Below are 13817 nucleotides of genomic sequence, written 5' to 3'. Positions count from 1 at the left end.
CGTTGGCTCACGACGAGCTCATCCTCACCCTAGACCTGCCTCATCGGCTACCGCATCGCGACTTCCCCATACTCAACCCCGATCACACACCTGGACGGACAGGACGGCATGAAATTCACCAACTTCGTCAAGCTGACCCGGCGACGCCTCGTGACGATTCTCTTGTGCACCCTTCTGGGGGTTGCCGCTGGTGTCGGTCTTCTTCTCACCACTCCCGCCACGTACACCGCCAGTGCCACGGCGTATGTCCGTGTCTCCGTTGCATCGTCGACCAACGGCTCGACGGACAACTACTACAGTGCCTCCCAGCTGGCGAGTCAGAAGGCGAAGGCATTCGTCACCGTGTTCACGTCACAGACGGTGGCGCAGCAGGTCATTCATGACCTCGGACTGTCCATGACGCCCGATGCCCTTGCATCGAACATCACTGCCAGCAATGAGGCCAACTCCTTGACCATCAAGGTCACCGCCACCGCGGACTCCGCCGATACGGCCAGGAACATAGCCAATTCAGTCATCTCGGAATCCGCCAAGCAGGTGAAGAACCTCGAGGGAGAGAAATCCCCAGTCCAGGTGGTCATGATGACTCCCGCTGACCTTTCGCAGGTGAAGAAGGCACCATCACCAGCGAAGTACGTCATCGCCGGTCTCCTGGCCGGAATCCTGCTGGGATACGTCGTGGCCGGCATCCGACAATTGACCGATCGGCGTGTGCACACGGTGCACGATGTCACCGACCGTGTCGACAAACCCATTCTTGCCACCATTCCGGCCTCGTCGACGGTCGCAGCGATTTCAGCTGATTCCACCGATGACTTCAAAGCAGCCGAGGCCATCAGAAAGCTACGCACGAATCTTCGCTACGCGATGATCGACAACAGATCCAAGGTCATTCTCGTCACATCATCAGTGCAAGGAGAGGGAAAGTCCTCGGTGGCCGGAAACTTGGCCAAGGTGATGGCCCTTGCCGGTGAGGACGTCATCCTTGTCGATGCCGATCTACGCCGCCCGGGAGTACAGCGGAGTTTCGATCTCGAGGACGGCCTGGGGCTCCCCGAGGTCCTCATCGGAGCAGCACCCCTGGAGCAGGCACTGCGAACCACGTCAACTGCCGGGTTGAGTATCCTGCCCTGCACCGACACCCCACCGAATCCCTCGGAACTGCTCGGCTCCCAGCACATGTCCGAGTTGGTGTCCTTCCTGGCCCAGGACCATGTCGTCATCATTGACGCCCCACCAGTGCTGCCCGTGACCGACTCAGTGATCCTCTCCCGGCTGGCAGACAACGTCATCGTCGTGGCACACGTGGGACGTACCACCGTGGACCAGGTTGAGAACACGGTCTCCGCCATCGAGGATGCCGGAGGTCTGGTGTCCGGCATCGTCCTGAACCGTGCCGATTCCTCGAAACTGTCGAATCTGCGATACGGAGGTTCGGCATATGGCTACGGATACTCCAAGTACGACAGCAACTACCGGGCATCCACCGACAAGACGCCGCGGACCGACTCCACCACGAGTCCTGAGGACAGCGGGGAGACGCACGACATGACGGACGAGTCCCAACAGCAGAGGAAGGTGCCACACGTCTAGGATGAGATGACGTCCGAGTGTGGCGGCCCTGCCGTCACACACAACCTCTTGGGAGCCTCCGTGAAAATCGCCGTTGTAGGCCTGGGATACGTCGGAATGGCCAATGCCGTGCTGCTGGCCCAACACAACCACGTCATTGCACTCGACATCGATGCAGACCGCGTACGACTGGTCAACGAGGGGCGCTCGACGATCGTCGACCCACAGATCTCGCAGTACCTGGCCGATCGTCCGCTGGACCTCACTGCGACGACCGATCCGCAGCAGGCCTATGCCGATGCCGAATACGTCGTCGTCGCCACCCCGACCAACTACGATCCCGACCAGAACTACTTCGACACCTCCAGCGTGGACTCGGTCGTCGAACTCGTCTCACAGATCTGCCCCGAGACGATGCTCGTCATCAAGTCGACGATCCCGGTGGGCTACACGACAACCCTGCGCAAGCAGTACCCGCACATGCAGATCGTCTTCTCACCGGAGTTCCTGCGGGAGGGCAAGGCATTGCAGGACAACCTTCATCCCTCACGGATCATCGTCGGCTCCACGGAGCCACGCGCTGCCAGGTTCGCCGATCTGCTGTTGGAGGGCGCTCTCGCCGATGACGTGCCCGTGCTACTCACCGGCTCCACCGAGGCCGAGGCCATCAAACTGTTCGCCAACACCTACCTGGCAATGCGGGTGTCGTTCTTCAACGAACTCGACACCTACGCCTCCCAACGCGGACTGTCCACCCGCCAGGTGATCGACGGGGTGTGCCTCGACCCTCGGATCGGGGGCCACTACAACAACCCGTCCTTCGGCTACGGAGGCTACTGCCTGCCCAAGGACACCCGTCAGCTGCTCGCCAATTACCAGGACGTTCCGCAAACCCTCATCCAGGCCATCGTCGACTCCAACACGGTGCGCAAGGACTTCATCGCTGCCGACATCGTCGCCCGAAATCCGGCACGGGTCGGTGTCTACCGTCTCGTCATGAAATCCGGATCGGACAACTTCCGTTCGTCATCGATCCAAGGGGTCATGAAGCGTGTCAAGGCCAAGGGCATCCCGGTGGAGGTCTATGAGCCCACCTTCGAGGGCGACGAGTTCTTCCGCTCTCCCGTCACCCGTGACCTCGAGTCCTTCAAGGCCGAGTGTGACGTCATCATCGCCAATCGGATGTCCCCGGAACTCGCCGACGTGGCAGGCAAGGTCTACACCCGCGATCTGTTCGGGCAGGACTGAGACCTCCAGACTGCTCGGGCAGGACTGGGGCTTCCAGAGCTGGGACTCCAGGGCCGGGGCTGTCAACCGCACTCCTCAGTTGAGATCCTCGTCGATGTCGAAACTCGCAGTGGCGAGGTCAGCCCTCCTCGACCCAGTGACGAGCTTGTGGATGAGCCACACGGCGACGAAGGCGAAAATCCCGACGTAGGCAACGAGGATGCCTCGCCAATCGGCCCCCTGGACCGCGTTCCAGCCTTGACCCACCGTGATCGTGAGACACAGTGCGAAGGCAAGGATCGGACCAACCGGGTACCACCGGGCAAGGAATGGTAGGTCGTCCAAGCTGTTGCCCTGTTTGAGGTAGGCGCGGCGAAACTGAAAATGACTCACGGCAATGCCCAACCACACGATGAATCCACAGAGACTCGAGACACTCACCAACCAGGTGTAGGCAGTGCCATCGCCCACCAGGCTGGACAGGAAGCACGAGGCTGCGACCACGGTGGTGAGTGCCATGGCCGGCACCGGAACCCCGCGCTTGCTGGTACGCGAGAAGATCGCGGACGCCTTGCCATCCTTGGCGAGGGCATAGAGCATGCGGGTGGACGCGTAGAGCCCGGAATTTCCTGCCGAGAGGATCGCTGTGAGGATGACGGCATTCATGAGGGAGGCAGCAATGCCAATTCCCGCCTGCTTGAGCACGATGGTGAACGGGCTCATGGCAACCTGGGTGAGTTCACCGGCCAGCAGGTTCTCATTGGTGTAGGGCAGAAGGAATCCCATGACGATGACCGTGCCGATGTAGAAGATCATGATTCGCCAGAAAATCTGTCGGGTGGCCTTCGGCACGGCGCTACGGGGGTCCTTGGACTCCCCCGCGGCAACACCGATGAGCTCGGTTCCCTGGAAGGAGAATCCCGCAACGAGGAAGACGGTCATCACTCCCCCGAATCCGTTGACGAATGGGGCATCCCCCGTCGTCCAGTTGGAGGTCCCTGGCGACGAGCCGCCCATGATACCGGCGATCATGAGGACCCCCACGATGAGGAAGACGATGACCGCGATCACCTTGACGATGGCGAACCAGAACTCACCCTCACCGTACGCCCGCGCCGAGAGCAGGTTGAGCACGACGAGGATGGTGAGGAAGATGACGGACCACACCCATCCGGGACTGTCCGGAAGCCAGTACTGCATGACGATACCGGCAGCCGACAGTTCAGCAGCTACGGTGATGGCCCAGTTGAACCAGTAGTTCCATCCCAGGGCGAATCCGAAGGAGGGTGAGACGAACCGCGTCGCGTAGGTCTCGAAGGCACCGGGGACCGGCATGAGGGCACTCATCTCGCCCAGGGACTGCATGAGCAGGAAGACCATGAGGCCGATGACGACGAAGGCCACCAACGCCCCACCCGGACCAGCCTGGGAGATCGTCGCACCTGAGGCGAGGAAGAGCCCGGTCCCGATTGCGCCGCCAATGGCGATCATGTTCATGTGACGCGAGTCGAGACCACGCTGGAGTTCGTCATGGGATTCAGACGCAACTTCGTTGGGAGGCTGGTGGTCACTGGATGAGTTGTCTACCGAGGGCACGGCCACTTCCTTCATCGATCACGCCGAGATCCTCCGATGCACGACTGACTGTTCACGTCCAGTGGACGCGGTAGGCAGACAGGATACTTGGTGAAAAAGGGATTTGGGCGTCTCGAGGACAATTTGTGAGGCACCTGAAGCGACATGCCGAAGCCGATCTGGGTAGGAGCCACCTCCTGGGCATGGACTGGGCGGCAGTGACTCCACGCGAATCCACGCTGGTCAGAGCTCGGTGACCATATGATGATCACCCCGGCCCTAGCGCCCTGAGAACAGAAAACAGAGCTGGCCTCACTTGCCCTGTACCGCGTCCAGAGCAGCGGAGTAGTCCGGCTCGGAAGCGATGTCATCAACCAGCTGGGTGTGAACCACCGTGCCATCCTCGTCCAGGACGACGATCGAGCGGGCAAGCAGGCCGGCGAGGGGGCCGTCACTCATCGTGACCCCGAAATCGTCTCCGAAGGTGGACCGAAATCCCGAGGCGACGGTGACATTCTCGATGCCTTCGGCTCCACAGAACCGGCTCTGGGCGAACGGAAGGTCGTTGGAGACGCACAGCACGCTCACTGCGTCGAGGCCGGCAGCCTTCTCGTTGAAGGTGCGCACGCTCTGAGCGCACACGCCAGTGTCGATGCTGGGGAAGATGTTGAGGACGATGCGGCCAGGCAACGATTCGCGAGTGACCGGGGCCAGGTCGGTTCCGACGAGGTCAAAAATTGGTGCGGGCTGACCAACGGTGGGCAGCTCGCCAACGGTCGTGACAGGGGCACCTTTGAAAGCAGTAGTCGCCATGTACACATTTTTGCGCACAGAGCCAAGTGGTACAAGACATTCGCTCACAGACCGGCTGGCAGCGAAACTCGCACCATGCGTACCAGACAGGGCCACGCGTGCGGCGGCGCAAACGCCAGCAGCAGCAGTCGGGCGCGGATTCCCAAGCAGGACCACGCGTACGGCGGGCGAGGACGATCCAGACACATCGAGGGCGACTCGTCGTGTTGATACGTCACCCCGCCCACCAGGGTTCAGCCACACAGCCGGATGCGAGCCACCAGACAGCCCTGGTCAGAGGATCCCGGTGAACCTCAGTTACGGTTGACGACGGTGATGTCGACCATGAGTTCGGCAGCAATGTTCTCCAGGGCCTGCTGGAGATCGTCCTGGGTCGTGGCGCCGGTGATACGGCACAGCACCTCGGCCTCGAACAGCACCCCATCACCCATCGGAGCGTCACGCAAACTGGTCTGCATGTCGTCGATCGTCACGCCAAGGTCGGCGAACGTACTCGTGACCTGACGCACGATGCCCGGCCGATCATGACCGGTGAGACGCACCTTGAGGACGAGCTGGTCCGGCTCGGAGGCCTCGTCGGTGGAGGTGATGGTGATCCTCACCCCTTGGGAGGCGAGCTCGTCAAGGGCGGTACTGAGGTCTGAAACATGGTCTGCGGGGACGTCGACCAGGACGATTCCGGCGAAGGCACCAGCCAGACGGGCCATTCGACTGCCGAGCCAGTTGCCGCCGTGCTCGGCAACCGTCGTCGACATCGCAGCGACGAATCCGGGATGGTCCACACCGACCGCTGTGAGAAGGAGCTGTGTCATGTGCCGAGAATATCTCTCCTCGCAGCAGAATCGGCGCGGATCGGCGATGATCTCAACCCTCGGAATGCACCCCGGATTCGGGGGCGCACATGGCATGCCAGTAGGCGCGAGTGGTGGCTGTGGGACCGTCGAACTCGGTGAACCCGGCATCGATGATCTCCACCGGACGCGTGTGTTCCTGCCACTGCTCGACGGTTGGTGCGACGACGCGCACCCGAAATCGGTCGGCACGCCAACATCGCAGGATCTCTGCTTCGCCACCCTCCTGCAGCTGACCATGTACCTGATCGCACCTCTGCTGCGGCGCGGGAACGACGTGACCGTGCAGCCCCTGTGCTCGCTGCTCATCATCGTCGCCCCAGGTCTTCTGGGACGATTCCTGTGTCTGGGACTCCTGAAGGATGCGATACGCACGTTGGGCCGCGTGGCCGCACTGCGCGCAGGCCTTGCCAGTCGTCATCTCGATCATCGGATTGATCTCGATGGTGACGATCGCGTCGGAGCTGGCCGAGACACCATCGTCTGGCAGGTGGGTGCCACTGATCTGCAACTTGTTGACTGCCCTGGGCTGGCCACCCACCGGCGCCGGGACGATGGCACGAACGGCAGCGGCGTCATGGTCGTCATCTGGAGCCGGCTGGGTGACGGTGATTCCGGCCACCTCCTGGACGTCCGTCCAGCGTTTGCCGTCGGCACGGCGTACGATCTTGCGGATTCGGGTGTTCTCCCAGTGCTGGACCGCCTGCCACCATGGCCCGTCGGGCTGGCAACGCGGATCGTCCAACAGGCTGACGACTGCTCGGGCAGCTGCTTCGCAGGCGTCGACGCGACGTGCCGGGCGGTGCTTGTCACGCAGCACCACCACATCCATCGCCCACGGGTCGGGTTCGTGTTCGGGTTTCGTCGCAGCGCTCACAGACCTCCACTCTATGCCGGGCTGCAGCTGGCATGGCCGCGGGCGCGAGGGCGGGGTGGCCGCCGCTGTTGCCCGTCTGCCACACTGGAATCAATGCGCAACATCATCTGGGACATGGGCGGCACACTCATCGACACCTACCCGCAGGTCGCCAGGACGCTGGCATCCTGCGTGAATGACCACGTGGATGCATCGCGCTCCCCCGGCGGGTCTGTGCCGGATCACGTCACGACCGAGGCCGTGACCGAGTTGACGATGGTCTCCATCGACCACGCCATCCAGACCCTTGCCACCCGCCACCAGATGGACGTCGGCGTTCTGAAGCAGGCCTATGCCGACCTCAAGGAGCGGTGGCGGACGCAACCGGCCCCGGTGATGCCCGGTGCCCGAGCGATCATGGCACAGGTGCATGACTCGGGTGGCCTCAATCTGGTGGCGACGCATCGGGACCGCACCAGCGCGCAGAGCCTTTTCACCGCTGTGGACATGAGGGCCGACGACCTGGTCTGCGCCCCGGACGGGGTGGACCGCAAGCCCTCACCCGCCATGAACCTGCTTCTACTGGGTCGGCACGGACTGCGTCCTGATGAGGTGCTGTGCGTCGGGGACCGTCAGATCGACGTCGACGCCGCCCATGCTGCCGACTGCCCGGCCGCCCTGCTGGATCCCACCGGGGCGCTGAGCACCGATGCCGAGTATCACATCGAGAGCCTCGCCCAGCTGAGCGGGCTCATCGGCTGAGGAGCAGAGGGCCTGGCAGGCCCACTCGTGGGAAATGCACTTTCGCTGACGCCTTGGCCCAACCAACCTCACCTGATCAACCGGCCTCCCCGAAAACGACGATGGGGCCAGCCCAAAGGAGCTGGCCTCATCACGTGGGAGGACATGTCATCGTCAGTCGGCGAGCTTCACCTCGGACTCGGCAATGATCTTGTCCACGTCCAAGTCTGGGTTCTCGTCCTGGTTGGCGATGAGCTCGTGGGCCTCCTCGGTGCTGGATACCGTCGGCATGGCACCGGGCATGGGCTTCTTCGCTGACTCCTCCATGATGACCACGGCAATGAATCCGGCCACCGAGGTGCCCATGATCCAGTAGGCCGGAGCCAAGGCGCTACCCGTCGCCGAGACCAGCGCCTCCATGATGAACGGAGCGGTGCCGGCGAACAGGGCCACGGCCAGGTTGTACGACAGTCCCATGCCGCCGTAGCGCGACGAGGTGGGGAACAACGCCGGCAACGAGGATGCCAGGTTCGACACGTAGAGCGAGACCGGGATGGCCAGCAGCAGCACACCGAGCATGGTCGTCGCGGCACTTCCCTTGCCGAGCAACAGGAATGCGGGCAATGCCAGGACGACGGCCGATCCCGATCCGAAGAACAGCACGCGACGGCGTCCGACACGGTCGGACAGCCGGCCCGACAACGGGATGGACAGGGAGAGCAGGACGAGCACCGGCAGGGTGAGCAGGTTGCCGTGCGCAGCATCGTAATGCAGCGTGGTCGTCAGATAGGTCGGCATGTAGGAGGTCACGGCGTAACCGAGGGTGTTGGCTGCCGAGACGAGCACGAAGGCGATGATGAGCTCGCGCCAGTAGGCCTTGACCAAACCGCCCACGCCCTTGTTGAGTTTCTCCTGGCCCTCCTGTGCAGCGGACTCCTGGGCCTGGCGGTATGCCGGAGTGTCCTCGATACGCATTCGGAAGTAGATGGCCACGCCGCCCAGGGGCAGGGCCACCAGGAATGGAATACGCCAGGCGAATCCCTCCATCGAGGCATCCGAGATGGTCAGCTGCAGGATCGAGACGAACGCAGCGCCGACGGCGAAGCCCATGTAGGAGCCGAGATCGAGCAGGGAGGCGTAGAAACCACGTTTCCGGTCCGGTGCGTATTCCGTGATGAACGTCGTCGCGCCGGCATACTCCCCACCGGTGGAGAACCCCTGAACCAGTTTGAGGAAGATGAGCAGGGCGGGAGCCCAATACCCGATCTTGGAGTATCCGGGCAGCACACCGATGAGGAAGGTCGCCGTGGCCATCATGATGAGGGTGAACGCCAACACACGCTGCCGCCCCAGCCGGTCACCAAGCTGGCCCAGGATGATGCCGCCCAGGGGACGAGCGATGAACGTCACCGCGAACACACCCAGCGAGAACAGGTTCTGCACGGTCTGAGTTGCTTCCGGCAGGAAGATGTGACCGATGAGCACGGCAAGATAGCCGTAGACGCCAACGTCGTACCACTCCATGAGGTTGCCGACCACCGTACCGGCGACTGCTTCACGCAGCACCTTTTGATCGACGACGTTGACGTCCTCCACCCGCAATTTGCGGCGATGGTGCCGATGTGGATGCGGGAATCCGTGATGTTTGTGCTTGTTCTGGGGCGTGGAAGGATCGGTGTTGTTGACCGCCATAATGCCTTTCGTCCGGAGTGACGGCACGCGCCCAGCACGGAAAACCACACGTCAGCCTGATGTGGCCGGGCAGTTCATCAAACGTGTTGAGCCTCGGTCGACGAGCCGGAAAACCGCGTCAACCCACAGATCTCACAGTGGAGCAGGTGCTCCACACGTACCGTCGCCTGCAACGCCGTTGCGTCGCCGGCCTGAGTTGGGGCTGCCGTCGAAGTGTCGATCAACGGTCACGATCCATTCCCTGCATGGATCGTCGCCCAGTGGACGTGAAGTCGATGAGCGAGCCACAACCATACAGCATTATGTCACACGTCGATGGAGTGTCGGAAAGCCCGGGGCCACTCATCTGTCGTTGGCCTGTCGTCGGTCATGACCGATGTGTCTGCAATCCACGAGCACACCAGCACTCCCACCCGCTCAGGCTCTGGCTTCCGCCTGGATCTGGATAGACCCTCGATCTGGATAGGCATGGTGGCAGCGACCAGATCGGGGCATGTCCTGGGCGACACGGGCCGTGGGCCGCCACGACGCTGGAACCGTGGGCAGAACTTCGCCGGCCCGGCCAGCGGCAAGCCCACAGGAGTAATCACCGACACATGCGAGGTGAGAGGTGGGTGTCAGGCTCAGCCCCTCCCCGTCAAGCTCAGTCTCCTCTGCCTTGTACTGTGCCGTTGGGGCATCCGTCGCGCTGGACGTCTTTCAGCACCATTGTCCCCATGCCCACTCGAACCGAAGGAGGAAATCATGCGCCTGTGGTCGCTGCATCCCCAGTACCTTGACACTGCCGGTCTCACGGCGTGCTGGCGGGAGGCGCTGCTGGCACAGGCCGCTCTGACCGGACGCACCCGTGGCTACACCCGCCACCCGCAGCTCAACCGGTTCCGCGAGAGCACCGATCCGCTGGGGCCGTCGCTGCCTTTCTGGACGGCATCCACGTCGAGGCGACCAGCCGCGGCTTCTCCTATGGCGCCACCCGCATCGACGACGTCGCGCGTCTCACCGATCACATCGACGTCACTCGTGGCCAGCTCGACTACGAGCTGGAGCATCTGCGCCGCAAGCTGGCCAGACGCAGCCCCGAACGTCTCGAGCAGTTACCGACGTCAGAACCGACACCCCACCCGTTGTTCCGCGTCATTGATGGCCCCATCGCCGACTGGGAGGTGCGATAGGCACTGCTGTTCCCAGGGTGGGCCATGCCGATTCCAGTGGGCCGGGTAGCATCGAAGAATGTTCTGCACACGCGCACGCAAATCATCGGACAAGGCCGGACATGCCCGTCACACCGCCCACCTGCTCATTGGCCTGTGCGCCAGCGCAGGAACGATGCACTTCGTCCGACCTGAACCCTTCGACTCGATCATCCCGCCCGAGATCCCCGGTGAACCGCGAGCCTGGACGTACGGCTCTGGTGTGGCCGAGCTTGTCACAGCCGGCTTGCTGGCATGTCCGGCCACCCGCAGATTGGGTGGGCGAGCCGCGGCTGCCCTGTTCGTCGCCGTCTTCCCCGGAAATCTCGAGATGACACGTCAGTGGCGCGATCGTGAGCCCAAGTGGCAGGTTCTCTCGCTGGGACGTCTGCCACTGCAGGCCGTGCTCGTGCACCAGGCTAGGGACGTGGCACAGAACTGCTGAGGCACTGGTCAGATCGCCGAGCTGACCGGCATCGCCCGCCCGACAGCGGGCCGCGCCCTGCACTCCCTGGCACAAGCCGGACTCGTCCGCTGGGAAGGCACCTCCGACCGAGACCCCCGAGCCTCATGGCACCTACTGTAACCAACTGAAACACCAATGTTGCAGTACATGTTTCAGTAGACGTTCCAGTAACCCCCTGCACACATTGCAGCCCACCTGCAACTCACACCCAGAACCAGCAACACCCCTAGCCAACTGGAACTACAACAGAAACACGACGACACCGACACCCTCCCAGCAACCCAACTGAAAAGCACTGAAACAATGTTACAGTAAAAGGGTGAGTCTCCTTGACGTCGACGCCGCACTTGCCCTACCGCCAGATCAGGCCGTGGCAGCACTGATCTCGCTCCCCGAGGACCAATGGTTTGACCGCAAGTCCGGTCGAATCGCTGCGAAGAACCTTGCTCGTCCACTTGTGGCCTTTGCCAATGCCGAAGGTGGCACATTGGCCATCGGCTTGCGCGACGGTGAGGTCGACGGAGTCTCTGCCAAGGCTGAAAACGCAATCCGCCAAGCACCCATCGACTTCACAGTTCCCCCGGTACATGCACACACCTCAAGCATTGAGGTCGGAGGAACGTCAATTTTGATCATCCGCGTGGAGCCGGGCGACACCATCCACACCACTCAATCCGGTGACTGCTACCTTCGCATTGGGGACGAATCACGCAAACTCTCTCTTGCCGAGCAGCAAGAACTCGCCTACGACCATGGCAGCAAGACCTTCGAGGCGACTGCGACCGACCTTGAGGTCAAGGAGCTGTCTGAACACCACATGGAGGCCTACCGACAAACAATCGGATCTTCCAGCACTCAAGAGATGCTGTATGCCCGCGACCTCATCAACCGCCGAGGCCAGGTGACCGTCGCCGCGGAACTCCTCTTCGATGAACGCCCACAGCGTGATTTCCCCAATGCACACGTGAGAATTCTCAAGTACGACGACGATGATCGCGGAGTTGGCTCCCACATGAACCTCGTCGACGAAGTCCGTGTCGAGGGCCCTATTCCAGATCAGATCACGGTTGCCGGCAGACACGTGGAAAAGATGCTCCCCCACCGGCAGCAACTGTCCGAGTCCGGACGGTTCGAGCGAGTTCCGATCCTCCCACACGATGCATGGTTGGAAGGTCTGGTCAACGCAGTCGTCCATCGCTCATACAGCATGATGGGCGACCATACTCGCGTCGAAATCTTCCCCCATCGGATTGAGATCACCTCCCCAGGGCGTTTCCCCGGAGTGGTTGATACGAACAATCCGTTGGCAATCTCCCGCTATGCGCGCAATCCACGCATAGCACGCGTGTGCGCCGACATGGGCATCACGAGAGAACTTGGTGAGGGAATCAAGCGTATCTTCCACGAAATGCAGCGCCGGGGCCTTGCGAAGCCCATTTATAGACAGAGTGCCTCCTCTGTCACATTGACCCTCAAAGCCACCGATGCGATCGATCCCAAGACCCTTGCCGGCCTCACCCAAAGCGCCCGCAATGTTCTCGACACCCTCCGCCTGCAGAACAAGCCACTGGGCACTGGTCAGATCGCCGAGCTGACCGGCATCGCCCGCCCAACAGCAGGCCGCGCCCTGCACTCCCTGGCACAAGCCGGACTCGTCCGCTGGGAAGGCACCTCCGACCGAGACCCCCGAGCCTCATGGCACCTACTGTAACCAACTGAAACACCAATGTTGCAGTACATGTTTCAGTAGACGTTCCAGTAACCCCCTGCACACATTGCAGCCCACCTGCAACTCACACCCAGAACCAGCAACACCCCTAGCCAACTGGGACTACAACAGAAACACGACGACACCGACACCCTCCCAGCAACCCAACTGAAAAGCACTGAAACAATGTTACAGTAGATGTTCGCCTCAACTCCTTCGAGTCGTCACGACCGAGATTTCCACACAGCGACGCCCGCCGAGTCATTACGGTGAGGGTCCATGCCTCAGCATGGAGCTCGCCCCGCAGAGCGGCGCTGGGTACCGTCCTGCGGGGCGAGTTGTTCGGTGAACCGAAGGTGTCAGTGAGCCATCAGGTCGAGCAGTCGCTGGGCCGCGGCAGCCGACGAGGCGGGATTCTGACCTGTGACGAGCTTCTTGTCGGTGACGACGTAGCTGTCGCCGTCAGGGCCCTTGCTGTACTGGGCGCCGGCTTCCTTGAGGGAGTCCTCAACGAGGAACGGAACGACGTCGGTCAGGCCGGCGGCCTCCTCCTCGCTGTTGGAGAACCCGGCCACCGATCGTCCAACGACGAACGATGTTCCGTCCTCCTTGGTGAGGGTGTGCAGCACACCGGGGGCGTGGCACACCAAGCCCAGCGGTCGTCCGGCGGCGTCGCTGTCCAGGATGATCTGCTGCGACGTGGAGTCGTTCGCCAGGTCCCACAGCGGACCGTGCCCACCGGGGTAGAAGACGGCGTCGAACTCGGTGACGTCGACCTGGGAGAGCGGGACGGTGGCTGCCATGGCGGCCTTGGCCTGCTCGTCGTCATTGAAACGACGGGTGGCGTCGGTCTGCATCTGCGGCTGCGAGCTGGTCGGGTCGATCGGCGGCTGGCCACCCTTCGGTGAGGCAAGGGTGACGTCGTGACCGGCGTCGCGGAACACGTAATAGGGAGAGGCGAACTCCTCGAGCCAGAAACCGGTCTTCTTGCCGGTGTCGCCCAGCTGGTCGTGGGAGGTGAGGATCATGAGGATTCGAGACATGGTGTGTACTCCTTTCGGTGTTTCGTGCGGTGGTACTCACGAGCGGCACAGCAGTGGTGACGCCCACTACGGCAGCTTGGACT

13 protein-coding genes are annotated in these 13817 nt (G+C 62.3%); 7 read left to right on the top strand and 6 right to left on the bottom strand.

Annotation, left to right across the window (positions count from 1 at the left end; all coding sequences use genetic code 11):
- The first annotated feature begins 108 nt into the window (after nucleotides 1–108).
- The gene (locus CKV91_RS04510) at nucleotides 109–1593 is read left to right on the top strand and encodes a tyrosine-protein kinase domain-containing protein (protein ID WP_021105947.1); all 1485 of its coding nucleotides are present in this window, start codon (nucleotides 109–111) and stop codon (nucleotides 1591–1593) included.
- A gap of 96 nt (nucleotides 1594–1689) precedes the next feature.
- Entirely contained in the window at nucleotides 1690–2820 is a 1131-nt protein-coding gene (locus CKV91_RS04505; RefSeq protein WP_231933840.1) for a nucleotide sugar dehydrogenase, read from the top strand.
- A gap of 75 nt (nucleotides 2821–2895) precedes the next feature.
- Here the strand turns inward: CKV91_RS04505 and CKV91_RS04500 are convergent, their stop codons facing one another.
- The 4 genes from CKV91_RS04500 to CKV91_RS04485 form a co-directional block, all read right to left on the bottom strand.
- Complete coding sequence (locus CKV91_RS04500; protein ID WP_051254906.1) at nucleotides 2896–4296, bottom strand: amino acid permease; 1401 nt, start codon at nucleotides 4294–4296, stop codon at nucleotides 2896–2898.
- 390 nt (nucleotides 4297–4686) lie between these two features.
- Nucleotides 4687–5187: a thiol peroxidase gene (gene tpx, locus CKV91_RS04495; RefSeq protein WP_021105944.1), complete on the bottom strand. Its 501-nt coding sequence runs from the start codon at nucleotides 5185–5187 to the stop codon at nucleotides 4687–4689.
- Nucleotides 5188–5480: 293 nt separating this feature from the next.
- Complete coding sequence (locus tag CKV91_RS04490) at nucleotides 5481–5999, bottom strand: glycine cleavage system transcriptional repressor (RefSeq protein ID WP_021104557.1); 519 nt, start codon at nucleotides 5997–5999, stop codon at nucleotides 5481–5483.
- Nucleotides 6000–6051: 52 nt separating this feature from the next.
- Nucleotides 6052–6870, bottom strand: a complete 819-nt coding sequence (locus CKV91_RS04485; protein WP_051254905.1) for a peptidyl-tRNA hydrolase — start codon at nucleotides 6868–6870, stop codon at nucleotides 6052–6054.
- Nucleotides 6871–7008: 138 nt separating this feature from the next.
- Between CKV91_RS04485 and CKV91_RS04480 the strand changes: the two genes are divergently transcribed.
- Nucleotides 7009–7656 (top strand): HAD-IA family hydrolase, encoded by a 648-nt coding sequence (locus CKV91_RS04480; RefSeq protein ID WP_021105942.1) that lies wholly within the window; start codon nucleotides 7009–7011, stop codon nucleotides 7654–7656.
- Nucleotides 7657–7809: 153 nt separating this feature from the next.
- Here CKV91_RS04480 and CKV91_RS04475 read toward each other — a convergent pair whose 3' ends face one another.
- Complete coding sequence (locus CKV91_RS04475) at nucleotides 7810–9327, bottom strand: MFS transporter (protein WP_021104561.1); 1518 nt, start codon at nucleotides 9325–9327, stop codon at nucleotides 7810–7812.
- Nucleotides 9328–9642: 315 nt separating this feature from the next.
- Here CKV91_RS04475 and CKV91_RS10080 point away from each other — a divergent pair, with 315 nt between their 5' ends.
- From CKV91_RS10080 to CKV91_RS04455, 4 genes are all read left to right on the top strand, one after another.
- Nucleotides 9643–10548 (top strand): pyrimidine dimer DNA glycosylase/endonuclease V, encoded by a 906-nt coding sequence (locus CKV91_RS10080; protein ID WP_411430999.1) that lies wholly within the window; start codon nucleotides 9643–9645, stop codon nucleotides 10546–10548.
- 9 nt (nucleotides 10549–10557) lie between these two features.
- A complete protein-coding gene (locus CKV91_RS04465) occupies nucleotides 10558–10962 on the top strand; it encodes a DoxX family protein (protein ID WP_065861000.1) in 405 nt (134 codons plus the stop codon).
- 12 nt (nucleotides 10963–10974) lie between these two features.
- Entirely contained in the window at nucleotides 10975–11103 is a 129-nt protein-coding gene (locus tag CKV91_RS10075) for a helix-turn-helix domain-containing protein (RefSeq protein WP_084204852.1), read from the top strand.
- A gap of 250 nt (nucleotides 11104–11353) precedes the next feature.
- Nucleotides 11354–12694 (top strand): ATP-binding protein, encoded by a 1341-nt coding sequence (locus CKV91_RS04455; RefSeq protein WP_231933812.1) that lies wholly within the window; start codon nucleotides 11354–11356, stop codon nucleotides 12692–12694.
- Between the two features lie 356 nt (nucleotides 12695–13050).
- On the opposite strand, the gene CKV91_RS04450 is transcribed toward CKV91_RS04455, so the two are convergent.
- Nucleotides 13051–13734 carry a type 1 glutamine amidotransferase domain-containing protein gene (locus CKV91_RS04450; RefSeq protein WP_021104564.1) on the bottom strand — a complete coding sequence of 228 codons (684 nt, stop codon included), beginning with the start codon at nucleotides 13732–13734 and terminating at the stop codon, nucleotides 13051–13053.
- Nucleotides 13735–13817 lie beyond the last annotated feature (83 nt).

The organism is Cutibacterium granulosum, from assembly GCF_900186975.1.
Taxonomy (GTDB): domain Bacteria; phylum Actinomycetota; class Actinomycetes; order Propionibacteriales; family Propionibacteriaceae; genus Cutibacterium; species Cutibacterium granulosum.
Note: the sequence above shows the minus strand (reverse complement) of the source record. Positions and strands in the feature narration are given on the sequence as shown.

What these genes read in the sequence shown, in the direction of transcription:
- CKV91_RS04510 (WP_021105947.1), top strand. Translation starts at nt 109, where the DNA reads ATGAAATTCACCAACTTCGTCAAGCTGACCCGGCGACGCCTCGTGACG.
- CKV91_RS04505 (WP_231933840.1), top strand. Translation starts at nt 1,690, where the DNA reads ATGGCCAATGCCGTGCTGCTGGCCCAACACAACCACGTCATTGCACTC.
- CKV91_RS04500 (WP_051254906.1), bottom strand. Translation starts at nt 4,296, where the DNA reads ATGAACATGATCGCCATTGGCGGCGCAATCGGGACCGGGCTCTTCCTC.
- tpx (WP_021105944.1), bottom strand. Translation starts at nt 5,187, where the DNA reads ATGGCGACTACTGCTTTCAAAGGTGCCCCTGTCACGACCGTTGGCGAG.
- CKV91_RS04490 (WP_021104557.1), bottom strand. Translation starts at nt 5,999, where the DNA reads ATGACACAGCTCCTTCTCACAGCGGTCGGTGTGGACCATCCCGGATTC.
- CKV91_RS04485 (WP_051254905.1), bottom strand. Translation starts at nt 6,870, where the DNA reads ATGGATGTGGTGGTGCTGCGTGACAAGCACCGCCCGGCACGTCGCGTC.
- CKV91_RS04480 (WP_021105942.1), top strand. Translation starts at nt 7,009, where the DNA reads ATGCGCAACATCATCTGGGACATGGGCGGCACACTCATCGACACCTAC.
- CKV91_RS04475 (WP_021104561.1), bottom strand. Translation starts at nt 9,327, where the DNA reads ATGGCGGTCAACAACACCGATCCTTCCACGCCCCAGAACAAGCACAAA.
- CKV91_RS10080 (WP_411430999.1), top strand. Translation starts at nt 9,643, where the DNA reads ATGGAGTGTCGGAAAGCCCGGGGCCACTCATCTGTCGTTGGCCTGTCG.
- CKV91_RS04465 (WP_065861000.1), top strand. Translation starts at nt 10,558, where the DNA reads ATGTTCTGCACACGCGCACGCAAATCATCGGACAAGGCCGGACATGCC.
- CKV91_RS04450 (WP_021104564.1), bottom strand. Translation starts at nt 13,734, where the DNA reads ATGTCTCGAATCCTCATGATCCTCACCTCCCACGACCAGCTGGGCGAC.